Raw genomic sequence first — 24,305 nt, forward strand, 5'->3', positions numbered from 1 at the left:
GTTCAGCGACGCGCGGTGTCCAGCCGGGCCCGGGCGATGGCCCGCCGCGGATCGTCCTCGGCCAGCCGCACCATCGCCTGCTCGTGCACCGCGTCGTCCAGCGGCATCGTTGAGCCCAGGGCGAACAGCAGGTCGGGGTCGCCGGCCTGCAGGACGGCGTCCCGGAGGGCCCGTTCGACGTAGAAGCGGTGCTCGACGATCGCCGGGGCCTCGCTGGAGGGCAGCATGGGTCCGCCGTAGGCCTCGACCGCCCCGGCGAGGTCTCGGTCGGTCAGCCGCCCCATGACGTCGAGGTGGTCGGCGCGGACCGTCCCCTCCAGCCGGTAGGGGCGAGAGGCGATGACCCCACCCAACGCCCGGCGGAGGTGCGACACCTCGGCCTTGCACGTCGACGCCGACACCGTGAAGTCCTCGTAGAGGTGGGTGTGCAACGCATCGAGGTTCAGCCCCTCGGGGAACAAGCTGAGGACGGTGAGGATCTCCATCTGGCGCGGCGGAAGCTTGAGCAACCGGCCGTCCAGCAACGCACGGGCCGTGCCGAGGGTGCGCAGCTCGACGCCGACGTGCTCGGCGGTGTCGTCCACCCGGCGGTCGTGGGGCACCAGCAGCCCGAGGTTCCGGGCCAACGCCGACGCGGTCGACAGGGCCAGCGGGTGGGCCCGGTCCCACGTCGTCGACAGGTCCAGCACGCCCAGCGGGGCGCCTGTGGTCGCGTCGACGATGGGGGCGGAGTAGCACACCCACTCGTGGACGACCTCGGTGAAGTGCTCCGCGGAGAACACCGCTGCCGGCCGGTTGGCGTCCAGCGCCATGGCAAGCGCGTTGGTGCCCATCGACGCCTCGTCCCACCGCCCGCCCGGGACGAAGTGCACGGCCTCGGCACGGGTGCGCATCCATCTCGACCCGTGCGTCCACAGGATCTTCCCGTCGGGTCCGGTGACGGCGACGATGAACGATCCGTCCCGCGCGACCGACGTGAGCTCGGACTCCAGCGTTCGCACCGCCGGCCGCAGCGGCGAGGCGACCCACTGCTCACGTGTGCGGTCCTCGTCGTCCAGCGGTGCTTCGTGGCGCGACCTGGGCAGCAGGTCCGAGGACCGCTCCCACGACTCGAGCACGTCGCTGCGCACACCGCTGGGCCGTCCCCCCTCCGCATGGCGCGACCACTCCCGCAGGAGGTTCTGGCGCGCCAGCCTTGGGTCGTCGTCCGCCGACATGGAGGGGCTCATGGGTGGCGATCGTAGGACGGTTCGGGGTCGTGCGTTCGTCGGAGCCACGACTCGGCCACGACCACGGCGACCGGGGGACGGGCTACTGGCGCAACGCCAGGGTCCCGGCCACGACAACGACGGCCAGCAGCATCGCGGCGAGGCCCGCGAACAGCCAGTCCCGCCGGTCGACCCAGCGGATCGCCAGCCAGGCGACGCGGCCGAGCGGGGTGGCGACGACGATCCCCACGGCACCCCAGCCGGCGACCGTACCGGCCGTCCCGGGCAGGACCGCCCCGAGGACGCCCATCACGAGGGCGGCGATCCCGGCCCACTGGACGGCAGCGGCCATGGCCCCGTTGGCCCGGACCTGCTGGTCGAACGGTCGCTCCCGGTTCCTCACGCCGAGACCCACAGCAGCACCGCAACGACGACGAGCACCGCAGCCAGGCCGCGCTGCAGCAACGTCCGGGGTACCGACCCCTGCACCGCCGCGCCCAGCCGCCCGCCGAGCAGGCTGCCGGCGACGACGGCGGCCGACGCCTTGGCATCCACTCGTCCCTGCAGCGTCATCACGACCAGCCCGGCGGACGCGGTGACCCCGACGGTGAAGGTGGTGGTCGCGGCCGCGACACGGGGAGGGATGTCCATCAGGGTGGCGGTGACGGGGGTCTTGAGGAACCCCCCGCTCACCCCGGCGGTGCCAGCGGTGACCCCCGCCACCCACATCAGCGCCAGGCCGACCGGCAGGCGTCGGGCACGGTAGGTCACGACGTCGGAGTCCACGTCCGTCGCGCCCGCGATCCGCCCGGGCCACTCCCCGATGGCATGGTGTCCGCCCTCGGCCAGCACCCGCTCCCGTTCGGTGCGTGACCACACGACGGCCACCGCGGCGGCCAGCGCGGCGACCGCGAGGGCACGGGCCAGCAGGCGGTCGTCGACCATCCCGGCAGCCAGGGCTCCCATCGCCGCCCCCGTCGTGGCGACCACCTCGGTGGTCACCCCCAGCCGGTGGTTGACGATTCGCTCGCGCAGCTGCGGGGCGCCTGCGGCGACGGACCCGGCGGCCACCGAGACCAGGCCGAGCGGCGCCGCCTCCGATGCCGGCAGGCCGAGGAAGACCAGCAGCGGCACGAGCAGGACCGCGCCGCCGATGCCCGCCAGCGTGCCGATACCGCTCGAGCACAACGATGCGACGAGGGCGAGGAGGGCGAGCACGTCGACGAGCCTTGCACGCAGCCGCCCCTCGACGCACGTCGGTCGGTAGCATCCCGACTCATGGCGGAGCGTTGGATCGGCATCGAAGCGGGCGGCACCAAGGTCGTGTGCGCCCACGGCTCCGGGCCCGACGACCTGTCGGCGCCCACCCGGATTCCCACGACCACCCCGGAGGAGACGCTGGGAGCGATCGTCGACTGGGTCCGATGGTGCCTGGCCGACGGTGACGTCGCCGGGATCGGGCTGGCATCGTTCGGACCTCTGGACCTGGACCCCGAGAGCCCCACGTACGGCCACCTCACCACCACCCCGAAGCCCGGCTGGGCGGGTGCGGACCTGCTCGGTCCGCTGCGGGAGGTCTTCGACGGACCCATCGCGGTGGACACCGACGTCAACGGTGCGGCGCTCGGCGAGGTGCGCTGGGGCGCCGGCGCCGACGTGCCGTCGCTCGCCTACGTCACGATCGGCACCGGGGTCGGCGTCGGCGCGATCGTCGAGGGGTCGCCCCTGCACGGCCTGCTGCATCCTGAGGCCGGCCACATCCTCGTGCGCCGCCACCCCGACGACCCGTTCGCCGGCCGCTGTCCCTCACACGGCGACTGCCTGGAGGGGCTGGCCTGCGGCCCGGCGTGGCTGGACCGCTGGGGCGTCACGTCGGAGCAGATGGACCCCGAGACGCTGGAACGCGCCGTGACCATCCAGGCCAGCTACCTCGGCCAGCTCGTCGGGACGTTGGTGCTGGTCCTCTCACCCCACCGGATCGTCTTCGGCGGTGGGGTCATGGGCCAGCCGGGCCTGCTCGCCCGGACCCGCGCGGCTGCCGCAGAGGTGCTGAACGGCTACGTCGACGTACCGGCCCTCACCGACGGCATGGACCGCTACCTCGTCGCCCCGGGCCTCGGCGACCGCGCCGGCGTCCTCGGCGCCATCGCCCTCGCCCAGCGCACCCGCCAGTGACGACCGTCAAGCCGGGTCGGGCTAGCCGATCCCGCCCGTGACGAGGATGTTCTCGCCCGTCACGTAGGAGGCGTCGGCCGACAGCAACCAGGCCACGACGCCGGCGACCTCCTCGACCGACCCCACCCGGCGGAGGGGCACCTGGCCGATCATCTGCTGCTCGACCGTCGCCGGGTCGTCGGCGTAGTACTGGCTGGGCGCCGCTGCCTGCTCGGCCACCTGGCGGTCCCACATCTCCCCCGGTCCGATGAACGCCGGCGACACCGCGTTGACGCGGATGCCGTGGGGGGCGAGGTCCAGCGCCGCGGCCCTGGTCAGCCCGATCACCGCGGCCTTGGACGCGGCGTAGGCCGGCATGTTGGCCGCCCCGCCGACGCCGGCCATCGACGCGGTGTTGACCACGGCGCCACCTCGACCATCCGCGCGCAACGAGCGGACGAACGCCTGCAGGACGTTGAGGACCCCCACGACGTTGACGGCCAGGACGCGGGCGGCGTCGTCGGGTGGATACTCCCCGACCGGCAGGAACCGTCCCTGGTACCCGGCGTTGTTGAACAGCAGGTCGGGTGGCCCCACGTCGGTTGGGACCTCGGCCAGCGCAGCGTCCACCGCGCTGGCCGAGGTCACGTCGAAGGCGACGGTGTGGACCCGAGCCGAGGTCCGCTCGTCGCGACATCGACGGGCTGTGTCCTCCACGGCGTCGGCCCGGCTTGCCAGGTCGGCCAGCACCACGGTTGCCCCGGCGCCGGCCAGCCGGACCGCCACGGCCCGACCGATGTCGCCGCCGGCCCCGGTGACCAGGGCAACCCGGCCACCGAAGTCGTGGCTGACCGTCACCCGCCGACGGGCGCAGCCACGGTCGTCCCCATTCGCTGGCCGTCGGGGCCGAACAGGTGCACCGGACCGTCGAAGGCCACGTGCACGGTGTCACCCCGATGCACGTTCGTCCCGCCCTCCGTTCGCACGAACAGGCGCAGGTCCTCACCCCGGTGGGTGGCGTGGACACGGACGAAGGCCTCGCTGCCGAGCTCCTCGACCACCCGCACCTCGCCGGCCAGGCCCTGGTCGGACAGGACGAGGTGTTCCGGCCGGACGCCGACGGTCACGGTCTCACCGCGGGTCAGCTGCAGTCGGACGGCCTCGGGGACGGGTACGGCCAGTCCGCCGAGGTCGAGGCCACCATCCTCCACGACGCACTCGTTGAGGTTCATGGCCGGAGACCCGATGAAACCCGCCACGAAGGTGTTGGCCGGCGTGTCGTACAGGTGCTTGGGGGTGTCGCACTGCTGCAGCACACCGAAGTTCAGCACCGCAACCCGGTGGCCGAGGGTCATGGCCTCGACCTGGTCGTGGGTGACGTAGACGGTGGTGGTGCCGAGCCGCGCCTGCAGGTCGGCCAGCTCCAGGCGGGTCTGCACCCGCAGCTTGGCGTCGAGGTTCGACAGCGGCTCGTCCATCAGGAAGACCTGGGGCTCACGGACGATCGCCCGCCCCATCGCCACGCGCTGGCGCTGACCACCGGAGAGGTTCTTCGGCTTGCGGTCCAGGTACTCCTCGAGGTCCAGGATCCTCGCGGCCTCCTCGACCCGCTTGCGCCGCTCCTCGGGCGGGACCTTCGCCTGCTTGAGCGCGAAGCCCATGTTGGCGGCCACCGTCATCTGGGGGTACAGCGCGTAGTTCTGGAAGACCATCGCGATGTCCCGGTCACGCGGGGGCGTCAGGGTGACGTCGCGGCCACCGATGTGGATGCTGCCGGCGTCACACGGTTCCAGGCCGGCCAGCATGCGCAGGGCCGTGGACTTGCCGGAACCCGATGGCCCGACGAGGACCAGGAACTCCCCCTCCTCGATGTGGATCGACAGCTTGTCGACGGCGGGCCTCTCCACCCCCGGATAGATGCGAGACGCAGCCTCGTAACGAACGTCAGCCATTGCCTTCTCCCCTGTCGAGTGTGGTTGCCGGTGGGCAGGTGTGGGTGTGGGATTCGGGTGTGGGGGCCATCACTTGATCGCCCCCATCGCGAGTCCGCGGATCATCCGCTTCTGCGCGATCCACCCCGCGATGACGACCGGCACCGAGGCCAGGGTCGAGGCGGCGGACAGCTTGGCGATGAAGTTGCCTCGGGTGGAGACGAACGATGTCACCCAGATGGGGACGGTCTGCCCGTCGACGGTGTTGAGCTGCACCGCCAGGAAGAACTCGTTCCAGGCGAAGATCAGGCACAGGAGCGCGGTCGCCGCGACACCCGGTGCGACGATCGGCAGGACCACTGAGGTCAGCTGGGCCCACAGGCTGGCCCCGTCGACGTCGGCCGCCTCGATCAGCGACTTGGGCACCTCTCGGAAGAACGACCGGAGCATCCAGACCGCAAGCGGCAGGTTCATCGCCGTGTACAGGATCACCAGCACCGTACGGCTGTTCAGGATCCCGAGCTCCCGGGCGATGATCCACAGCGGCAGGATCGCCGCCACGATGGGCAGGAACTTGGTGGAGATGAAGAAGAAGAGCACGTCGCGCCACTTCTTCACCGGCCTGACCGCCAGCGCGTAGGCCGCGGGAATCGCCAGGATCATGACGAAGATGGTGGACAGGCCCACGATCCAGGCCGAGTTGGCGAAGGCCTCGGCAAATCCGAGCAGTCCGGTGGTCTGCTGAGTGACGGTGGAGTACTGCTCGGTGGTGGGTTCGAAGAACAGCGTGGGGTCGGCGTTGGCGACCGCCTCGGTCTTGAAGCCGTTCATGAACATCCACGCCACGGGGAAGAAGAAGAGGATGCCGACGATCCAGGCGACGATGCCGAGGACCACGTTGTGCCACTTCTTCTCACCGACGATGACGCTGGTGCTGTCGCCGCTCATGCTGTCTCCTCGTCCTCGAGCAGGCCACGCAGGACGCGAAGTCCCAGGTTGGCGATGATGATGGTGACGATGACCACGATCGTGGCGTAGGCCGAAGCCGAGCCGAATCGCCAGCCGCCGCCGATCGACCGTTGGTAGACGAAGTAGGGAACGTTGGTCGATCCCGGTCCACCACCGGTGATGACCTCGATGTGGTCGAAGACCTGGATCAGGTAGATCGACCCCAGCAGCACGCTCAGCTCGATGTAGGAGCGAAGGTGCGGCAACGTGATCTGGAAGAAGATGCCCCGACCGTTCGCGCCGTCGACCCGTGCGGCCTCCAGGACCTCACCGGGCTGGCTCTGCAGCCCTGCCAGCGCGATCAGCATCATGAACGGGGTCCACTGCCAGATGAGCACGATCACGACCGACCACGTGGGTGCCCGCGACACGAACTCGATGCTCTCGAACCCGAGCGTCTCGAGGACCCAGTTCAGCACGCCGTACAGCGAGCTGAACATCTGGGTCTTCCAGACCAGGCCGGCCACGACCGGCATGATCAGGAAGGGGGTGATCAGCAGGGTCCTGACGAACCCCTGCCCGAAGAACTTGCGGTCCAGCAGCATGGCGATCGCCGTGCCGAGCACGACCGAGAGCAGCACCGCCGCGACGGTCATGAAGATGCTGGTCTGCGCGGCCTCGAGGAAGAAGCGGTCGCTGGCCAGGTCGGTGTAGTTGCCGACCCCGATGAACTCCTGGTCCGTCGGGGGGGTGATGGTCCAGTCGGTGAGGCTGTACCAGAGGGACAGCACGAACGGGACCTGGGTGACGACGATCGTGAAGAGGAGCGCCGGCAGCAGCGGCAGACGCCGCAGCCAGCCATCTCGCCGGTTCAGCCGGCGAACCTCTTCTGCGTGGTTGATGGCCCCCTCCGGCGTGTCGCGGGAGGGAGTCGGCGAGATGGTGGCGGACATGGCGTCAGCGAGGTCGGGTCAGCCTGATCAGCTGGACGCCGACGCCGCGATCTCCTGGCAGGCCTCGATGGCATCGTCGAAGTCGACACTTCCGGCGATCACCGCCGAGAACTGCTCGGTGCAACGGGTACCGACATCCTGGAACTCCGGGACACCGACGAACTGGACGGCCGGCAGGCCCGGACGGGGCGTGGTGCCCGGCATGTCGATCGGGGCGCTCTCGATGGCGGTCAGGGTCTGCTCGGCGAAGGCGCCTGCGGCCTCCTGGTACTCCTCGGTCTCGTAGAGGGACACACGGGTTCCCGGCGGGACCGCAGCCCAGCCACCCGGCAGGTTCTCACCGGCGGTCCGCAGGTACTCCGGCCCGGTGGCCCAGGAGATGTACTCCCATGCGAGGTCGGGGTTGGCGGCGTTCTGCGGGATGGCCAGCGACCAGGCCCACAGCCAGCCCGCGTTGTCGGTCTCCACGACCGGTGCCTGGGCGAAGTTGTTCTGCCCCTGCACGGCGCTGTCGTCGGCCTCCAGCAAGCCGGCCGCAACGGTGGCGTCGTACCACATGGCGACCTGGCCGTTCTGGTACTGGGTCAGGCACTCGTTGAAGCTGCTGTTGGCGGCGTCGTCCTCACCCACGCTGGTGACGAGGTCGACGTAGAACTGCAGCGCCTCGCGGAACTCGGGGGTGTCGACCTGCGCCTCACCGATCGAGCCGTCGTCGTTGGCGGCCCACCAGGTACCACCGAAGGTGTTGAGGACCGTCGTGAACGCCGCACCGAGGTCTCCCCAGCCGGGCTTGCCACGAAGGCAGATGCCGGCGGTGTCCTCGCTGTCCAGCGCCGCGGCGATCTCTGCGACCTCCTGCCACGTCGGGGCTGCGGGCATCTCCATGCCGGCCGCCTCGACGAGGTCCTCGCGGTACATCAGGAACGAGGACTCGGCGTAGAAGGGCGCCGCGTACAGCTCGTCCTCGTAGGACAGGCCGGTGCGCACGGCGCCGATGAGGTCGTCGACCATGTAGTCGGCGTCACCCTGGGCGTAGTCCTCCAGGCTGAGGAGCCAGCCGTTCTCCGCGAACTGCGGGGTCTCGTAGAGGCCGATCATGATGACGTCGAAGGACTCGCCGCCGGCGCCGGTCTCACGGGTCACGATCTCGCGCAGGGTCTGCTCCTCGAGGATCGTGTAGTTGACCTCGATGCCGGTGTCGGCGGTGAAGAACTCCGGGGTCAGGGAGGCGATGTCCTCCATCTGGGGGTTGCCGACGATGGCGACGTTGAGCGATCCGCCGTCGGCGTCACCGCCGCCGTCGCCGCTGTCGTCAGCGGTGTCGTCGGCGGCGGTGTCGTCGCCACCCGAATCGGCGTCGTCGGTGCCGCTGCACGCGGCAGCCAGCAGCACGAGCACGGCGAACAGCGCGATCACTCGCCATGTCCGGTTCAACAGCAGGACGTTTCGACTCATCACGGGAACTCCCAGTCAGGGGTGGTACGGCCACTCGTCGGCGCTGCGCCCTCGCACCTCCGACGTTGATAGGTGTACGCCCCTCAATGTTGGAACGCAAGGAAAAACAACACCGCAAAGTTTGTTTTCCTCAACACTTGACCGCGTGCGACAGTTGATGTTCCGTACGCAACGAAGAAACTGACGTGGGAGCCTTGACATGAAGCTGCGACCGGACACCCTGTCGGAGGCCGACGATCGGCTCGGCCGACCCGACTACGACCGGGCGCGGCTGCGTCGCTCGATCGTCCACCTGGGCGTGGGCGGCTTCCACCGAGCGCACCTGGCGACCTACGTCGACGAGCTGTGCCGGGCGGGGCACACCGAGTGGGCGATCGTCGGGGCCGGGGTGCTGTCCCACGACGCGACCATGGCCGAGGTCATGGCGGACCAGGACGGGCTGTACACCCTGCTGGTCCGCGACCGGTCGGGCGTCGATGCTCGGGTGATCGGCAGCATCGTCGACTACGTGCACGCCCATCCCGACCCCGAACCGTTGATCGCCAGGATCGCCCATCCCGACACCGCCCTCGTGTCGTTGACCGTGACCGAGGGTGGGTATCCGGTCGACGACACGACCGGCGACTTCGACCCGACGTCCCGCAACGCCGCACCGGGTTCGGCGTTCGCGGCGCTGGTGGCTGGGCTGGCTCGTCGTCGGGACGAGGGCGCACCGCCCGTCACCGTCGTCAGCTGTGACAACGTGATCGGCAACGGCGACGTGACCCGCACCGCGACCCTCGGACTCGCCCGGGCGACCGATCCCGAGCTGGCCGAGTGGATCGAGGGGGCGATCGCGTTCCCCAACAGCATGGTCGACCGGATCACCCCGGCGACCACCGACGAGGACCGCGCGTGGTTGTCACGCGAGATGGGACTCGACGACGCCTGGCCGGTCACCACCGAACCCTTCCGGCAGTGGGTGGTGGAGGACCACTTCTCCGGACCGCGCCTGCCGCTGGAGGACCTCGACGTCATCGTCACCGAGGACGTCGAGCCGTACGAGCTGTTCAAGCTCCGGCTGCTCAACGCCGGCCACTCGTGCCTGGCCTACCTCGCACGGGTGGCCGGTCACCGCCTGGTCGACGAGGTGATGGCGGAGGACCGGTTCGCCGGCTTCCTCAGGGCGTTCCTGGACCAGGAGGCCGGGCCGGTCGTCCCGTCGGCCCCGGGGATCGACCTCGAGGACTACAAGGCGTCGTTGATCACGCGGTTCGCCAACCCGGCGATCGGTGACCAGGTCGACCGGCTCTGCATCGACGGCTCGTCGAAGTTCCCCAAGTTCCTGGTGCCCACGATCACCAACCAGCTGGCGGCAGGAGGCCCCGTCGCGCTGTCGATGCTGGCGCTGGCGGGCTGGTGTCGCTACCTGCAGGGCCACGACGACGAGGGCAACGCCATCACCCCGTCCGCCGACCCGCACCTCGCGGAGGCCATGGCGTTCGCGGATGCCGCCCGCGAGGACCCGCTGGCGTTCCTGGGGTACCGTCGCGTCTTCAGCGAGGAGCTCGCTGGCGACCCGCGGATCCAAGAGGCGTTCTCGGCAGCGCTGACACACTTGGCCACCCTCGGTGTCCGCACCACCCTCGACAGGACACTCGGCCGCTGACCACGCCACCATCCCCCATGACCACCACCACCGGACCGCCCTCGAGGGCGGAGCTGCAGAGCCAACGACAGGACGAGATCCTGCGCCTGGTTCGCGAACAGGGACGGATCGAGGTCACCACGCTGGCCGAACGGTTCGATGTCACGACCGAGACGATCCGTCGGGACCTGTCGGGCATGCAGAAACGCAAGCTCCTGCGACGGGTCCACGGCGCCGCGGTCCCTTGGCAGGCAGTTCGCTACGAACCGAGCATCAGCGCACGGCACTCCCAGCAGGTGGAAGAGAAGCGTCGCATCGTCACCGCGGCCCTCGACGAGCTGCCGCCCGAGGGCACGATCATGATGGACGCGGGGTCGACGACGTCGATGTTCGCCGGCTACTTTCCCCCCGACCTGAAGCTGCGCGTGGTCACCAACTCGTTGCTGATCGCCCCGATGCTGGCCGAGCACGACACCCTGCGCGTCATCGTCCTCGGCGGCGCCGTCCGTCCGCAGACCGCGTCGATGGTCGACCACGACACGGTGGAGACCGTGCGGCGGATGTCGGTCGACGTGCTGTTCATGGGCACCGACGGGCTGACCCCCGAACGGGGCTTCACGACCCCCTTCACCGACGAGGCCGCTGTGAAGCAGGCGATGATCGCCTCCGCCCGTCGCGTGATCGCCCTGGTCGACTCCACCAAGTTCGGCAACGACCACTTCGTGCGGTTCGCCGGGCTGACCGACATCGACACGCTCATCACCGACACCGGCGCAAGCGACGCCGACGTGGCCGCCCTGGAAGCAGGCGGCCTGCACGTGGTGCGCGTGTGATCGCCCTCCCGGCGGTCGGCGAGCTCGAGGCGATCGCCGTCGCGGTGGGACGCGAAGCCGCCAGCGCGGTCCGGTCCTCCGCGGACGACGTGACCACCCTGGACACCAAGTCGACGCCCACCGACGTCGTGACCGCAGCCGACCTCGCGGTCGAGACGATGATCCGCGACCGCCTGCGGGCGGCCACACCGGGGGCGGCGATCATCGGTGAGGAACACGGCGACACCGGCGGCGACACCGAGCTCGCGTGGGTCGTCGACCCCATCGACGGCACCGTCAACTACCTGCACGGGCTGCCGTTCGTGTCGGTCAGCATCGCCGCCGCCGTCGACGGTCGGGTCGTGGCGGGTGTGGTGGTCGACGTCCACCGCAACGAGGTCTTCAGCGCCGCTGCTGGCTGCGGGTCCCGCATGGACGGCAGGCCCGTCACCGTGTCCTGCCCACCGGCGCTGGACCGTGCGCTGGTCGCCACCGGCTACGCCTACGACGCCGACGTCCGGGCGGCGCAGGGACAGGTGCTCGCCAGCCTGATCGGTCGGGTGGCCGACGTCCGTGGGTTCGGCTCCACGGCGCTGCACCTGGCGTGGGTGGCCTGCGGCCGGCTCGACGGCTTCTACCAGTCCCACGCCAACCGCTGGGACTACGCCGCCGGTGCGCTGATCGCCGAGGAGGCCGGGGCGGTCGTGCGACTGCCCGATGGTCCTGCGGGCATGCTCGTCGCTGCCGCCCCGAGCGTCGCCGAGGACCTGGCGGCGGCCGTCAGCTGAAGTCCGCCGGCACGTTGGCGGCCAGCTCGGCGAGGAACGGTGCGGCGGTGCCATCCGAGGGCGCCCGCCAGTCACCGCGAGGCGACAGCGCCCCCGCACCGCTGACCTTGGGACCGTTGGGCATCGCCGAGCGCTTGAACTGGCTGAACCCGAAGAACCGCTGCAGGAACACCTCCAGCCACCGCCGGATCGTCGCCGGATCGTGGGCGCGCCTGGCGTCGTCGGGGAAGTCCGCCGGCCAGTCGCCAGCGGCTGCGTCCCGCCAGGCATGCCACGCGAGGAAGGCCACCGTCGACGGAGCCCGACCCCGCCGGGCGATGTGGTGCAGGAAGAAGTCGTGCAGCTCGTAGGGGCCGATCGCGTCCTCGGTGGACTGGATCTCCTCCCCCTCCTCCGCGGGGACGAGCTCGGGGGAGATCTCGGTGTCGAGGATGTCGACGAGGACCTCGTCGGTGGGGCCGTCGTACTGGTCGGTCGTCACGGCCCAGCGGATCAGGTACTGGATCAGCGTCTTGGGCACGCCGGTGTTCACCGCGTAGTGGCTCATCTGGTCGCCGACCCCGTAGGTGCACCAGCCCAGCGCCATCTCCGACAGGTCACCGGTGCCCAGCACGAACCCCCCTCGGTGGTTGGCCAGCCGGAACAGGTAGTCGGTCCGCAACCCCGCCTGCACGTTCTCGAAGGTCGTGTCGTAGACCTCTCGCCCCCGCTCCCCCCGGGCGTAGGGGTGGTCGAGGTCGGCCAGCATCTGCTCGGCCGCGGGACGGATGTCGATCTCCTCCGCGGTGATGCCGAGCGCCCGCATCAGCCGCCAGGCGTTGGACTTGGTCCCCTCGCTGGTCGCGAACCCGGGCATCGTCACGCCGATGATGTCGGTGCGCGGACGGTCGAGCCGGTCCATCGCCTTGGCCGCGACGATCAGCGCGTGCGTCGAGTCGATGCCGCCCGACACCCCGATGACGAGGGTCCTGCTGCCCGTTGCGGTCAGCCGTCGGATGAGGCCGTCGACCTGGATGTTGAACGCCTCGTAGCAGTCCTCGTCAAGGGCCTGGCGGTCGCTGGGGACGAAGGGGAAACGTTCCACGGTCCGCCGCAGGCCCGTGTCGGCCTCGCTGCGTCCCAGCTCGAAGGCGATGCGCCGGACGGTCGTGTCGGGTCGACCGGCAGCAACGGCGGCGTCGGCGAACGTCGGCGTGCGCATCCGCTCGGAGCGCAACCCGCCGAGGTCCACGTCGGCGACGACCAGCTGCTCGGAGTCGTCGAAGCGTGCTGACGCCGCCAGCAGCTTGCCGCCTTCGTGGATCAGGCTCTGGCCGTCCCACGCGACCTCGGTCGTGCTCTCGCCTGGCCCCGACGCGGAGAACACGTAGGCCGACAGGGTCCGCAGCGACTGCGACGCACACAGCAGCGCCCGGTCGCGGGCCTTGCCGATGGTCACGTTGGACGCCGAGAGGTTGGCCAGCACCACGGCACCTGCCAGGGCGGCACGGGTCGAGGGCGGGGTGGCGGCCCAGAAGTCCTCGCAGATCTCCATGCCGAGCACGAACTCGGGGACATCGGTGGCCGCGAACAGCAGGTCGGTGCCGAACGGCACGGTCTGCCCGGCAACGGTGATCTCGCCCCCGACCACGCCGGCGCCGGGGGTGAACCAGCGCTTCTCGTAGTACTCGCGGTAGTTGGGCAGGAAGCTCTTGGGCACCACACCGAGGATCCGGCCGCGGTGGATCGCCAGGGCGCAGTTGTACAGCGTGCTGCCCGCCGCGACGGGGGCGCCGACCAGCAGCACCGGGTGCAGGGCCGTGCTGGCGGCGACGACCGTGGCGATGGCGTCGGCGACGGCGTGGTGTATGCCGCCCTGCAGGTGCAGGTCGTCCACGGCGTAGGAGGAGAGGTTGAGCTCGGGGAAGACGACCAGGTCGACGTCCTCGTCGTGGGCTCGTTCGGCGATCTCGACGGTGATCTCGGCGTTGCGGGCGGGATCGCCCACGGTTCCCCGCGGGGTGGCCCCGGCGACACGCGCGAAGCCGTGGGTGTGGATGGATCGGAACGCGGTCGGGCTCACAGGGTTTCCTCCAGCAGGTCGAGCGCCGCGCTGAGGGTACGCAGCCGCACGGCTCCGCGCCCCACCGTGCCGAAACGCCGGACACGGTGCACGGTGTCGCCGCCGGCGTGGGCAACGGCCATGTGCACCAGGCCCGGTTCGGGTCCCGTGTCGGCGTAGCCGGTGATCGACACGCCGATGTCGGGGCCGTCCTGGCGCACCAGCGCCTCGGCCATGGCGACGGCAACCGGCTTGCTGACCGCACCGTGGGTCTCCAGCATCTCCTCGGGAACGCCGAGCAGGTCTTGCTTGGCACGCAGGGAGTAGACGACCAGGCCACGGTCCAGCACGTGGCTCGCACCGGGGATGTCGGTGAACAACGACGCGAGCAGGCCACCGGTGCAGCTCTCGGCCGTGGCCAGCATCCTGCCGGTGCCACTCAGCTGGTGCAGGAGACGTCGTGTCCGAGCCTGGAAGTCGGTTCCGATGACGCCTGCCAGCGCTTCGGCATCGAGTCGAGGGTCCATGGCGGATCGGTACCCCCCGGCCAACGACCCGACACCGCGGATTCCGCGACCGCCGCCACCGCCGGCATGTCCTCATGGGCAGGGCCAGTGCGCCGATGGAGGGGAGGATGCCCACCGCCTTCGATCGCCTCGGTTTCCGGTCCAAGCTGTTGTCGCTCGTCGCGCTGCCGCTGGTCGGCATGCTGGTCTTCGCAGGCAGCAGCGCGCTGGAGCACCGCCAACGGGCCGCCGACGCCCAGCACACGGGCACCATCGTCGAGCTGGCGTCGGTGACGGGGTCACTCGTCCACCAGCTGCAGCTGGAGCGCGGGTTGACGTCGATGCTGCTGGCCAAGTCGACGCCGGAGAACCTGACGGCGCTGGCCGACCAGCGGATCCGAACCGACGCATCCCTCGCCGACTGGACCACGTTCCGGACCTCCCTCGGCGACCTGGTCACCCGCGTGGCTGCCGAGATGGCCACCGACGACGACGGGCCGTCCCCGGCGTCGGCCCTTGCCGAACTCCCCGACCTGCGCGCGGACATCGACCGCGGCCTGGTCGGGTCGACTGACGTCGTGGCCGGCTACGGGGCACCGACGTCGCAGCTGCTGGCGTCGCTGGTCGGGGCGGCGTCCACCACCGCGGATGCAGCGCTCAGCCGAGAGATCCTCGCCCATGTGGCGTTGCTGGAGGCCAAGGAGCAGGCCGACCTCGAACGTGCCGAGCTCGCCAACGTCTTCTCCCTCGGCCGGTTCGCCGCGGGTCAGAGCCGCACCGTCGCCGCCGCGATCGCGGCCCAGGACACCCACCTGAAGGACTTCCAGCGGGCCGCGTCGCTCCGGGCCCGAACGATCCTGGAGGAGGCCAGGGCCCATCCGTCCTTCGCCACGGTCGCCGAGATGGAGGACGCCGCCTTCCGCAACGCGCGGACCGGCGAGTTCGGGGTCGACGCCGCGGACTGGTTCGATGCGACGACGCAACGGATCGACGTCCTCCGGTCCGCGGAGCAGGCGCTGGCCGAGGGCTTGCTGGCCGACGCCGACGCAGCCGGCGCCGCCGCTGACCGCGCGTTCGGCGTGGCTGTCGTCGCCGCCATCGTGCTGTTCGCCATGACGATCGGCTGGTGCGCCATGGTGGTCCGCCGGGTGACCCGACAGATGACCCGTACCGCTGATGCGCTGGACCGGGCGGCGGGCGCGCTGGGGCCGGTGACCGACCACGTCCGGGGCGCTGCGACGCGGGTCTCCCACGAGATCGCCGCCGTGTCGACGCTGGTGGACCACACGACGAGCAGCGTCGACGGGGTGGTGTCGGCGACCACAGGGCTGTCGGCGGCCGTCCATGACATCGCGCGCAACGCCGCCACCGCCGAGCGCCGTGCCGACGAGGCCATGCGGACCGCCACGGCGACCTCGACGTCGGTGGAGGCCCTCGTGGAGTCCGCGGCCCACGTGGCGGCGATCACCGAGATGATCGGCCGCATCACCGAGCAGACCAAGCTGCTGGCCCTCAACGCCACCATCGAGGCGGCTCGGGCCGGCGATGCCGGCCGCGGCTTCGCCGTCGTCGCCAGCGAGGTGCAGGCACTTGCCGCCGAGACCGCTGACGCCACCGGACTGATCGACGAACGGGTCGGACGCATCCGCGAGGCCGTGGAGGACATGTCGGCGTTGTCCCGCGACGTGACCGCGACGATGTCGGCGGTCCGCGACAGCCAGCACGCCATCGCTTCGGCCGTCCAGCAGCAGGCCGCGGCCAGCGACGGCATTACGCGCAGCCTCGACGGCATGTCGGATCGCGCTGACCAGGTGACCCGTGGCGTGCTGGAGGTCTCTGCCATCGTCCAGCAGTCGCTCGTTGCGGCCGACCGGGCCGGCGCCGCAGCGGCCGTCGTGGACGCCGCACGCGCACAGCTGCGCGCGGTCGTGGGTGGTACACGGGTCGGCGCAGCGCCAGCACGCGCATCGCGATCGGCCGGGGCGCTGGCCCCGCTCCCCGAACCGGAATCGATCCTTGTCTGACCGTCAGTCACGGTTCGCCACGGGCCGACAGGTGTAGAGGCGCGCGTCGGGGGGCATCCCAAGGTTCGCCGCCCAATCCCTGCGCCGAGGAGCCTCCGTGATCGACATCGCCCTGGATGTCCAGCTACCCCGTCAGCTCAGAGCTGTCGGCCATCTGCGCCGGACGGTCCGATCGCTCTGTGTCGAGATGGGCGTTGCGCCCGACGATGTGGACGCCCTCGTGCTGGCGACGTCCGAGGCCTGCAACAACATCATCCTGCACGCCGACCTCGACGACACCTTCGAGGTGCGGTTCCGGCTGCGTGGCCACACGGCCCGGATCGAGGTCGTCAACGAGAACACGCCGTTCCTGGACCTCGAGCAGCAGGCGACCGACCCCCTCTCGGAGTCGGGACGCGGCCTGCAGATCATGCGCCACCTCTGCGACGAAGCCCGGTTCACGACCTCCGGTGAGGGCGGGACGCTGGTGGAGATGGTGCGACGCGTCCAGGCCACCGAGGGATCCCTGCTCGACGGTCCGGGCTGACCCACCTCCGGGTCCGGTCGCCACGGATCGTGGTCGGTGTCGCACCCCACGCGTACGTTGGCGACACATGCGCAGAACGCTCCTCTTCTTCGTCTCGGCGCTCGTGGTCGCCGGTGCCGCGCTCGCCACGTCGCAGCTGGGTGGAAACCCCGTCATCGACGTGCCGCCAGCCCCCTCCGTCGTGCCCGTGCCCACCCCCTCCACCACGCCCACCACGGCCCCCACGCCGACGGTGACGGCAGCCCCGGTCACCACACCGACGCCCACGCCCACCCCGGTCGAGACCGAAGCCGAGGTGGCCTCGGTGCAGCAGTCGCTGACCGACCTCGGCTACTACGTCGGCGCCGTCGACGGGAAGGCCGGTCCGGCCACCGCCAGCGCCGTCCAGGCCTTCCAGAAGGTCAACGGGCTGTCGGCCGACGGCGTGATCGGCCCCAACACGATCGCCGCGATGGCCGACCCGGCCCAGCCGACGCTGGTCGGCGGACCTGCGACGCGTGTCGAGGTCGACCTCGACACGCAGGTGCTCGTGCTGGTCGAGGGAGGCAGCGTCAGCCGGATCCTGCCCATCTCCAGCGGGTCGGGTGACCGCTACTCCACCGCCGGCGGCGGGACGGCCGAGTCGGTCACCCCCGTCGGCACCTACACCGTCGAGCGGCGGATCTCCGGTGAGCGCCACGCCCCCCTCGGGACGCTGTACGACCCGATGTACTTCTACCGGGGCTGGGCCATCCACGGGTCCAACAGCGTGCCGGCCTATCCGGCCTCCCACGGGTGCGTGCGCGTGACACGGGCCGACGCCAAGTGGTTGTTCGAGCGAGTGGGTGTGGGCATGCCGATCGTGCTTCACGGTGACCGCAACGCCTTCGACCCTCGTCAGGGCGAGAGCGCGGGTACAGCCGAGCCGGCCGGCGACACACCCGACACGACCCCGCCGGACGGCATCCAGACCCCCGAGCCCACACCGGGCGCGACCGAACCCGCCCCCGCGCCGGAACCCACACCGCCCGCCGAGCCGCAGCCCACCACCGCGCCGCCGGCCGAACCGACGACCCCGCCGGAGCCCACTCCGACCGGCGGCACCACCCCGGACGCGCAGCCGCCACCGGCTGCGCCGCCCACCCCGGTGCCCGAGGTCCCCGACCCCGGATAGGCATCCCCTGTTCTTCGCCGTCGATCGGTGCTACGAATCCTCGATCCGGCGGTGCCGGCAGACCTGTCCTCCGGGGCCGTCGACGAGGAACGCACATGAAGAGGGGGCTCGAGGCGATCGGCATCGCCATCCTGCTGATCGCCGTGGGATCGATCGGCTTGTCGCTGGGCCAGGCGCTCAGCAGGTTCACCGCCGTCGCCGACCGGCGCATGCCCGGGGCGGTCTCGTTCGAGGCCGAGCCCGGCGCCACGTACGGCATCGGCCTGGACGACCGGGGGGTCGACCGGGTGTTCGGCCCCGCCCCGGGCGACGGGCAGCGTCCGGCCTGCACCCTGGTCCAGGGCGAGCGGCAGACCGACGTCAACCGGAGCGTCAGCCTGGAGTCGGGCGGGCTGGTCCGCATCGCCACCTTCGAGGCGACCAGCGCCATGGTGACCGTCGACTGTCGCTGGACCGGACCGGTGCGCGACGACTCGGTGCAGCTGCTCGTGTTCCGGATCCACCCGTGGATCCAGCGGATCCTCGTGACCCTCGTCGGCCTGGGCGTCATCGCCCTCCTTGCCGGCGTGTGGCTGCTCTACCGGGCGGGTGTCCTGCGCGACGAGGACGAACGGCCAGAACCGCTGCCCACACCATCCCGGGTCGAGCCGAACCAGGCGGCACCATCACCGATGCCACCCGACGGTGCGTCACCGATGGACGTCCTTCGCTGGGGCCTCGACCAGGCGCGAGCTGGATGGGCGGAGTCCCAGCAGGGATCCGCCACGGACCGGATGGCTTCCGGGCACGCCCTCAGCGAGCGCGATCGGCCCGACGAGCAGCCATGACGGCCTCCACCAGCACCCAGGCCCCGTAGCCGAAGGCAAGCAGGAAGCTCGCCCCTCCGCGGGCCGTCCCCACCTGCGGATCATTGCTGACGGCGACCGACAGGATGCACAGCAGGGTGGCGATCGCGAGCTTCACATGGGCCTCGGCGGGCAGCACGGTGTTCATCACCTGCCTCGTCGGCAGGGCCCCGTCGATGTTGACCCGGCTGCCGCAGATTACGCACCGCGGGAAAAATATGCAGTCAGTAATGACTAGACACTACAGATCATCGGCCTGCGTACCGATGCACTGGTGGACGGCCCCGCCGGGGACGGTTCGGACCCCTCCGGATCGGTTGGTGGGCGTCGCCGCGTACGAACTGACAGGGGAGCACCCGCCGGTGCTGTCGTCGCCCACCAGCCAGGAGACAAACCCATGAGGACCCGCATCACCCGAATCGCCACCGCCGGCTTCACCGCCGGTGTGCTGGCACTGACCGCCGCTGGCCCTGCCGCCGCGCAGGGGCTGCCAGACCTGCCAACCGCCCCCTCGGGCGCCGTCGGCGAGATCCTCTCGCCGCTGGAGGACCTCATCGGCGAGATCACCGGCCCGCTCGGTGACGCCCTCGGCGACGTGCCGCTGGACAACGCCGTGACCCTCTCGGGCACCGACGCCGTCGAAGCCGCTGTCGCGCTGTCCCGCATCACGTTCCCCGAGAGCCAGGTCGCCTTCGTCGGCCGCGACGACGTGTTCGCCGACACGCTGTCCTCCGTCGCTGGCCAGGGCATCGCCGGCGCGCCGCTCCTGCTGACCCAGACCGACGGCATCGACCCCCGCACCACCGACGAGCTGACCCGCCTCGGCGTCACCGAGGTCATCATCCTCGGCGCCGAGCAGGCGATCTCCGCCGCCGTCGAGGACGAGCTGGTCGGCATCTACGGTGCCGACAACGTCACCCGTGTCGGCGGCCCGTCCCGCATCGAGACCGCTGCCGACCTGGCCAGCGTCATCGCCCCCCAGGCCGCCCACGTCGTCATGATGCGCGCCTACCCCTCCGAAGGTGCCGACCAGTCGCAGGCCTACGCCGACGCGCTGTCCGCCGGCCCGCTGGCCTCCAACCTCGAGCTGCCCTCCCTCCTGACGACCACCGACTACCTGCACACCGCGACCGAGGAGTACCTCCGTTCGGCCGGGGTGGAGCAGGTCACGCTCATCGGTGGCGAAGCGGCCATCTCCCCCGACGTCGAGAACACCCTCCTGGACATGGGCGTCACGGTCACCCGCGTCGCCGGTGACAACCGCTGGGACACCTCGGTACGCATCGCCAACGCCATGGGCATGCTCGACGTCTCCGACGCCAACCGCGTGATCCTCAGCGAGGGCGGCGCCGTCGCCGAGCCGCTGTGGGCCGCCGGCTTCGCCGCCGCCGCACACGGTGCGGTCTACCAGTCGCCGGTCCTGCTGGTCGACGGTCCCCTGCTGCCGCCGGAGACCATCTCCTTCATCGGTGACGGCCTGATCGCCAACGCCCTGCGTGTCAACAACGAGCCGGTCATCTGCAACAGCTTCGTGGACTTCCTGGCCTGCGAGACCGTTGCCCTGATGATGCTCGGCACCCTTGACGCCGCCAACGAGCTCGCCGGTGGCGCCATCGGCAGCGTGCTCGGCCCGGTGCTCGAGCCCCTGGCCGAGGCCCTCGACGGCATCCTGCCCGGCCCCGACGGCACCAGCCCCGGCCTGGTCGGCCAGATCCTCGGCCTCATCGGCGTGGGCGGCACCGAGGAAGAGCCCGAGTCCGACCTGTGCTCGGACGGCCTCGACAACGACGAGGACGGCGAGATCGACGAAGCAGACGAGTGCGAGGCTGCGTCGGAGGAATCCGCTGACGCGCAGTTCGCGGCCGCCATGGCCGACCAGCCCGTCGAGGTTCGCAACGCCTTCACCGACATGATGGGTGCCGAGGGCGACCGCGTCTCCCCGTCCGAGCAGGGCGTGCTGATCCGCATCCTCTCCGACCTGTCCGACACCCTCGGTGGCCCGGTCGACACCTCCAACCCGGCGCAGGCCGCCGCGCTGGTCGACGTCCTCGAGTCCATCAACGCCGTCGTCGGCGACCGCTCCGGCAACATCCCGCTGGGCGAGCTCACCAGCCTGCTCGAAGGCGTGGAGCTGCTGACCGCCGACCTGGCCGACGTCGTTGCCCTGGGCTCGCTCATCGAGGAGCTCGGTACCGACACCCTGCCGGTCGTCGAGGACCTGACCACCATCGTCGGTGGCTTCCTGTCCACCTCCGCCGGCTTCCACGAGGTCGAGCGCGACCTCGTCTCCACCTACGGCCCCGAGGCGCAGCGCCTGGCCAACGTCATCAACCGCCTGACCCAGTAGGTCAGTCCGGGCCCTCCGGGGACCGGGAACCCTTCGACGAGGGGCCGCCGACCACACGGTCGGCGGCCCTTCGCGCGTCTGCGGAGCCGGTCGGGGGTTCCTCGTGGCTCAGCAGGCGTTGGCGTCCAGCTCGTCGAGATGGGCCCGCACCGACGGATCGACGACCTCGGGTCCGCCGACGACGGCGATGGCGACCGGACTGTCGCGACAGGAGGTCAGCGCCGCCTCGGTCGCCTCGGGCGCGTCGTGGGTGTCCACGTAGAGGAGGGGGGCGTGTTCGTCAGCGGCCAGCCCAGCCGCGAGGAGTCCGTGGGTCCAGGCATCGTCGAGGTACCCGTTGACCAGGTGGAACGCGGCGTCGCCGTCACGCCCCTCGCCGGCCGGACGCTGGGCAAGGAGCAGCCCGGCAGCAGCCACCGCGGTGCCGGCGCGGTCCGGACCCGCCACGCGCTGGACACCCGGCAGGCCCGCGAGTGCAGTGTCGCTGACCGCAGCGGGCCCCCCGGCCACGATCGTGCGGGCGCTGGCGTGCTCGGCCATCCAGGCGGCCACCTCGCGTGACCCGACGTCCCCATCGGTCAGCAGCACGGGCGTGGCGGTGCTGGCCGCGTAGGCCCCGAAGGCCACGGCATCCGCCCACGCTGCGGCACCCTCCCCGAAGGCGCGGGCCACCACGACGGTCGAGGGGTCTGCGCCGGAGTCGACCAGCCGCTCGGCAACCGCCAGCGCCGTCCCGATGCGCGACACCCCGGCCAGCCGCACGGGGTGGTGTCCGCGTGTGCGCAGCGCCTCGACGACCGGTTCGGCGATCGCCCCCGGACCGCCCAGGACCAGGACGGTCCCGCCGTCGGGCAGGACTCGGTCGATCTCCTCTGCGGTTGCCGGGGCCAGCGCGCCGGTCGCGGTGTACAGCAGCGGCGCGTTGCCGGTCAGCGCGGTGCCGGCCAGGGCGTCGGCGACGTCGTCGGATCGGGCGAGGACCACATGGGGGACACGAGCCGCGGCGCCGCGGAAGCGCATGCGGGACACCACCACGGCATCCTCGACCGGATCGTGGCCGACGACCGGTGCGGGGAGGGTGTCGATGCTGATGGTCGCCCGGTCGTTGGCCGACCGTGGGTCGCTGGCGGTGCCCTGTACCGACGCGGCGACCTGCTGGGCCCCACGCTCGGTCTGGACGATCTCCACCGGGAAGGTGGTGCGCGAGCCAGGCATCAGCTCGGGGGTGGTGCACCGCAGGGTGGTCGGTCCCTCGGCCACGCAGCCGGCGGGAAGGTCGACGGCGAGCAGGCCGGGCGGCAGGGTGACGACGGCAACGCCCGTGGCGTCGGAGGGACCGTCGTTGGCAACCTGGATCAGCAGGTCGTCGTCGTAGCTGGTCCGCAGCAGGGCGGAGATGTCGGCGGAGGCGAAGATGCCCTGGGCCCCGGCGGCGGCGGGGGCAAGCAGGAGAAGGATGACGGCAACGGCGAGGAGTGGTGATCGCACGCCCGGCACCGTTGCGCAGCGCAACCCCCAGGGACATCAATTTCACTCTGGGTAGCGTTCGGCATCCTGAGCGCCACTTGTCAGCAGGCCGACGCGTCGAGCTGGTCCAGCTCGATCCGCAGCGAAGGGGCGACCTCGTCGGGGCCACCCACGACGGCGACCGCGACCGGCGCGTCGCGGCACGACGACAGTGCGGTGCGGGTCGCATCCGGTGCGTCGGTGCTGTTGACGAACAGCACCGGCGCACCTTCGTCGACGGCAAGGCCGGCGGCGAGGAGTCCGTGGGCCCAGCTGCTGTCGAGGTAGCCGTTGACGAGGTGGAACGCGGCGCCGCGTGACGTCCGCCGTGCGGGGAGGAGCTGGCTTGCGGCCACGGCGGTGCCGGCACGATCCACACCGGCCACGCGTTCGATGCCGGGGAGCCCCGCCAGCGCGCCGTCCTCGACCGCACCAACCCCGCCGGCCACGAGGGTTCGGGTGGTACCACGGGCGGCCATCCACTCGGCCACCTCGACCGACCCGGACGTGGGGTCGGTCAGCAGGATCGGCGTGGCGGTCTCGCCGGCGAAGGCCCCGAAGGCGATCGCATCGGCCCACGCCGCAGCCCCCTCCCCGAACGCACGGGCCACCACGACGGTCGACGGGTCCGCCCCGATGTCGACCAGCCGGTCGGCCACCGCCAGCGCCGTTTCGATGCGAGACGCACCCGCAAGGCGCACGGGCTCGTGCCCCGCAGCGCGCAGCGAGGCAAGGACGGGATCGCCGATGGCCCCGGGACCGCCCAGGACGAGCACGGTGCCACCCTGCGGGAGGACGCGATCGATCTCCGCAGCCGTCCGCGCATCCAACCCGTCCCGGCCGGTGAACAGCAACGGCGCGTCGCCGGTGAGCGCCGTCCCCACGAGGGCATCGGCGAAGTCGTCGCCGCGCGCCAGGACCACATGGGGGACCTGGGCCGCTGCGCCGCGGAACCGCATGCGGGAGACGACGACGGCGGTGTCGGCGGTGTCGGTGCCGATGTTCGGCGTCGGCAGCGTCTCGATGCTCAACGTGTCGCGGTCGTTGGCCGCCAGCGGGTCTGTGGCGGTGCTGGTGACGACCACGCTCACCTGCTGTGCACCACGGTCGGTCTGGACGACCTCCAGCGGGAAGGTCGTGCTCGACCCCGGCCGCAGCAGGGGCGTGGAGCACCGGACCACCCGGGGCCCGTGGGCGGCACAACGGGCCGGCAGGTCGACCGCCATCAGGTCACGATCGAGCGAGATCTCTGCGGTGGCCCGTACCTCCGAGGGGCCGCGGTTGGCGACGTCCACGAGCAGGTCGTCGTCGTAGCTGCGTCGCATGTCCACGGCCACGTCCGCCGTGGCGAACAACCCCTGTGCGCTGGCCACCGCCGGCACGAACGAGGCGACGAGGGCTATCACGGTAAGTAGTAGGAGGCGCACAGAGCGCAGGATCGCGCACGGGCGGGCATCGTGTCAGCCCTGGATCGAGAAAAC

The 24,305-nt window shown here is 71.1% G+C and carries 22 protein-coding genes; 9 read left to right on the forward strand and 13 right to left on the reverse strand.

Going from position 1 to position 24,305, the window contains the following annotated elements:
* Positions 1-2 precede the first annotated feature (2 nt).
* The 3 genes from DVS28_RS20245 to DVS28_RS28620 form a co-directional block, all read right to left on the reverse strand.
* Positions 3-1,229 carry a hypothetical protein gene (locus tag DVS28_RS20245; protein WP_216826181.1) on the reverse strand — a complete coding sequence of 409 codons (1,227 nt, stop codon included), beginning with the start codon at positions 1,227-1,229 and terminating at the stop codon, positions 3-5.
* Positions 1,230-1,311: 82 nt separating this feature from the next.
* A complete protein-coding gene (locus DVS28_RS20250; protein WP_114593082.1) occupies positions 1,312-1,611 on the reverse strand; it encodes a DUF1634 domain-containing protein in 300 nt (99 codons plus the stop codon).
* Positions 1,608-2,426 carry a sulfite exporter TauE/SafE family protein gene (locus DVS28_RS28620; RefSeq protein ID WP_164710819.1) on the reverse strand — a complete coding sequence of 273 codons (819 nt, stop codon included), beginning with the start codon at positions 2,424-2,426 and terminating at the stop codon, positions 1,608-1,610. The genes DVS28_RS20250 and DVS28_RS28620 overlap by 4 nt, the downstream gene beginning before the upstream one ends.
* A 60-nt stretch (positions 2,427-2,486) precedes the next feature.
* Here DVS28_RS28620 and DVS28_RS20260 point away from each other — a divergent pair, with 60 nt between their 5' ends.
* On the forward strand, positions 2,487-3,383 hold the full coding sequence (locus tag DVS28_RS20260) for an ROK family protein (protein WP_114594302.1): 897 nt from the start codon (positions 2,487-2,489) through the stop codon (positions 3,381-3,383).
* 21 nt (positions 3,384-3,404) lie between these two features.
* On the opposite strand, the gene DVS28_RS20265 is transcribed toward DVS28_RS20260, so the two are convergent.
* From DVS28_RS20265 to DVS28_RS20285, 5 genes are all read right to left on the reverse strand, one after another.
* Positions 3,405-4,220, reverse strand: a complete 816-nt coding sequence (locus tag DVS28_RS20265; protein WP_114593084.1) for an SDR family NAD(P)-dependent oxidoreductase — start codon at positions 4,218-4,220, stop codon at positions 3,405-3,407.
* Complete coding sequence (locus DVS28_RS20270; protein WP_114593085.1) at positions 4,217-5,314, reverse strand: ABC transporter ATP-binding protein; 1,098 nt, start codon at positions 5,312-5,314, stop codon at positions 4,217-4,219. The genes DVS28_RS20265 and DVS28_RS20270 overlap by 4 nt, the downstream gene beginning before the upstream one ends.
* Positions 5,315-5,383: 69 nt before the next feature.
* Positions 5,384-6,241 (reverse strand): carbohydrate ABC transporter permease, encoded by an 858-nt coding sequence (locus DVS28_RS20275; RefSeq protein WP_114593086.1) that lies wholly within the window; start codon positions 6,239-6,241, stop codon positions 5,384-5,386.
* On the reverse strand, positions 6,238-7,194 hold the full coding sequence (locus DVS28_RS20280) for a carbohydrate ABC transporter permease (RefSeq protein WP_114593087.1): 957 nt from the start codon (positions 7,192-7,194) through the stop codon (positions 6,238-6,240). The genes DVS28_RS20275 and DVS28_RS20280 overlap by 4 nt, the downstream gene beginning before the upstream one ends.
* 27 nt (positions 7,195-7,221) lie before the next feature.
* Entirely contained in the window at positions 7,222-8,649 is a 1,428-nt protein-coding gene (locus DVS28_RS20285; RefSeq protein WP_114593088.1) for an ABC transporter substrate-binding protein, read from the reverse strand.
* A gap of 199 nt (positions 8,650-8,848) precedes the next feature.
* Between DVS28_RS20285 and DVS28_RS20290 the strand changes: the two genes are divergently transcribed.
* Genes DVS28_RS20290 through DVS28_RS20300 form a run of 3 tightly spaced genes read left to right on the forward strand, consistent with a single transcriptional unit; the run spans position 8,849 to position 11,876 of the window.
* Complete coding sequence (locus tag DVS28_RS20290; RefSeq protein WP_114593089.1) at positions 8,849-10,297, forward strand: mannitol dehydrogenase family protein; 1,449 nt, start codon at positions 8,849-8,851, stop codon at positions 10,295-10,297.
* A 17-nt stretch (positions 10,298-10,314) separates the two neighbouring features.
* The gene (locus DVS28_RS20295; protein ID WP_114593090.1) at positions 10,315-11,109 is read left to right on the forward strand and encodes a DeoR/GlpR family DNA-binding transcription regulator; all 795 of its coding nucleotides are present in this window, start codon (positions 10,315-10,317) and stop codon (positions 11,107-11,109) included.
* Positions 11,106-11,876 (forward strand): inositol monophosphatase family protein, encoded by a 771-nt coding sequence (locus DVS28_RS20300; RefSeq protein WP_114593091.1) that lies wholly within the window; start codon positions 11,106-11,108, stop codon positions 11,874-11,876. Before DVS28_RS20295 ends, DVS28_RS20300 begins: the two co-directional genes overlap by 4 nt.
* Here DVS28_RS20300 and DVS28_RS20305 read toward each other — a convergent pair.
* Together DVS28_RS20305 and DVS28_RS20310 are read right to left on the reverse strand one after the other, a co-directional pair.
* Positions 11,869-13,938: an NAD(+) synthase gene (locus DVS28_RS20305; protein ID WP_114593092.1), complete on the reverse strand. Its 2,070-nt coding sequence runs from the start codon at positions 13,936-13,938 to the stop codon at positions 11,869-11,871. The two genes, DVS28_RS20300 and DVS28_RS20305, sit on opposite strands and share 8 nt — an antisense overlap.
* Entirely contained in the window at positions 13,935-14,444 is a 510-nt protein-coding gene (locus DVS28_RS20310; protein ID WP_114593093.1) for a CinA family protein, read from the reverse strand. The genes DVS28_RS20305 and DVS28_RS20310 overlap by 4 nt, the downstream gene beginning before the upstream one ends.
* A 107-nt stretch (positions 14,445-14,551) precedes the next feature.
* Here DVS28_RS20310 and DVS28_RS20315 point away from each other — a divergent pair, with 107 nt between their 5' ends.
* The 4 genes from DVS28_RS20315 to DVS28_RS20330 all read left to right on the forward strand — a co-directional run bounded on the left by DVS28_RS20315 (position 14,552) and on the right by DVS28_RS20330 (position 18,953).
* Positions 14,552-16,447: a methyl-accepting chemotaxis protein gene (locus DVS28_RS20315; protein WP_164710820.1), complete on the forward strand. Its 1,896-nt coding sequence runs from the start codon at positions 14,552-14,554 to the stop codon at positions 16,445-16,447.
* Positions 16,448-16,544: 97 nt separating this feature from the next.
* Positions 16,545-16,973, forward strand: coding sequence for an ATP-binding protein (locus tag DVS28_RS20320; protein ID WP_164710821.1), 429 nt, complete (start codon positions 16,545-16,547; stop codon positions 16,971-16,973).
* Between the two features lie 67 nt (positions 16,974-17,040).
* Complete coding sequence (locus DVS28_RS20325) at positions 17,041-18,126, forward strand: L,D-transpeptidase family protein (protein WP_114593096.1); 1,086 nt, start codon at positions 17,041-17,043, stop codon at positions 18,124-18,126.
* A gap of 95 nt (positions 18,127-18,221) precedes the next feature.
* A complete protein-coding gene (locus tag DVS28_RS20330; protein WP_114593097.1) occupies positions 18,222-18,953 on the forward strand; it encodes a hypothetical protein in 732 nt (243 codons plus the stop codon).
* Here the strand turns inward: DVS28_RS20330 and DVS28_RS20335 are convergent.
* Complete coding sequence (locus DVS28_RS20335) at positions 18,919-19,119, reverse strand: hypothetical protein (protein ID WP_114593098.1); 201 nt, start codon at positions 19,117-19,119, stop codon at positions 18,919-18,921. The genes DVS28_RS20330 and DVS28_RS20335 overlap by 35 nt on opposite strands.
* A gap of 249 nt (positions 19,120-19,368) precedes the next feature.
* On the opposite strand from DVS28_RS20335, the gene DVS28_RS20340 reads away from it, so the two are divergent.
* Entirely contained in the window at positions 19,369-21,318 is a 1,950-nt protein-coding gene (locus tag DVS28_RS20340) for a cell wall-binding repeat-containing protein (protein WP_114593099.1), read from the forward strand.
* Between the two features lie 108 nt (positions 21,319-21,426).
* On the opposite strand, the gene DVS28_RS20345 is transcribed toward DVS28_RS20340, so the two are convergent.
* Positions 21,427-22,806, reverse strand: a complete 1,380-nt coding sequence (locus DVS28_RS20345; RefSeq protein ID WP_164710822.1) for a cell wall-binding repeat-containing protein — start codon at positions 22,804-22,806, stop codon at positions 21,427-21,429.
* 80 nt (positions 22,807-22,886) lie between these two features.
* Positions 22,887-24,230, reverse strand: a complete 1,344-nt coding sequence (locus DVS28_RS20350; protein WP_164710823.1) for a cell wall-binding repeat-containing protein — start codon at positions 24,228-24,230, stop codon at positions 22,887-22,889.
* Positions 24,231-24,305: the final 75 nt, after the last annotated feature.

The sequence above is a fragment of the Euzebya pacifica genome (assembly GCF_003344865.1).
Lineage (GTDB): Bacteria > Actinomycetota > Nitriliruptoria > Euzebyales > Euzebyaceae > Euzebya > Euzebya pacifica.

Coding starts and splice junctions, on each gene's coding strand:
- DVS28_RS20245 (WP_216826181.1), bottom strand. CDS start 1,229: ATGAGCCCCTCCATGTCGGCGGACGACGACCCAAGGCTGGCGCGCCAG.
- DVS28_RS20260 (WP_114594302.1), top strand. CDS start 2,487: ATGGCGGAGCGTTGGATCGGCATCGAAGCGGGCGGCACCAAGGTCGTG.
- DVS28_RS20270 (WP_114593085.1), bottom strand. CDS start 5,314: ATGGCTGACGTTCGTTACGAGGCTGCGTCTCGCATCTATCCGGGGGTG.
- DVS28_RS20275 (WP_114593086.1), bottom strand. CDS start 6,241: ATGAGCGGCGACAGCACCAGCGTCATCGTCGGTGAGAAGAAGTGGCAC.
- DVS28_RS20280 (WP_114593087.1), bottom strand. CDS start 7,194: ATGTCCGCCACCATCTCGCCGACTCCCTCCCGCGACACGCCGGAGGGG.
- DVS28_RS20285 (WP_114593088.1), bottom strand. CDS start 8,649: ATGAGTCGAAACGTCCTGCTGTTGAACCGGACATGGCGAGTGATCGCG.
- DVS28_RS20290 (WP_114593089.1), top strand. CDS start 8,849: ATGAAGCTGCGACCGGACACCCTGTCGGAGGCCGACGATCGGCTCGGC.
- DVS28_RS20295 (WP_114593090.1), top strand. CDS start 10,315: ATGACCACCACCACCGGACCGCCCTCGAGGGCGGAGCTGCAGAGCCAA.
- DVS28_RS20310 (WP_114593093.1), bottom strand. CDS start 14,444: ATGGACCCTCGACTCGATGCCGAAGCGCTGGCAGGCGTCATCGGAACC.
- DVS28_RS20315 (WP_164710820.1), top strand. CDS start 14,552: ATGCCCACCGCCTTCGATCGCCTCGGTTTCCGGTCCAAGCTGTTGTCG.
- DVS28_RS20325 (WP_114593096.1), top strand. CDS start 17,041: ATGCGCAGAACGCTCCTCTTCTTCGTCTCGGCGCTCGTGGTCGCCGGT.
- DVS28_RS20330 (WP_114593097.1), top strand. CDS start 18,222: ATGAAGAGGGGGCTCGAGGCGATCGGCATCGCCATCCTGCTGATCGCC.
- DVS28_RS20335 (WP_114593098.1), bottom strand. CDS start 19,119: ATGAACACCGTGCTGCCCGCCGAGGCCCATGTGAAGCTCGCGATCGCC.
- DVS28_RS20340 (WP_114593099.1), top strand. CDS start 19,369: ATGAGGACCCGCATCACCCGAATCGCCACCGCCGGCTTCACCGCCGGT.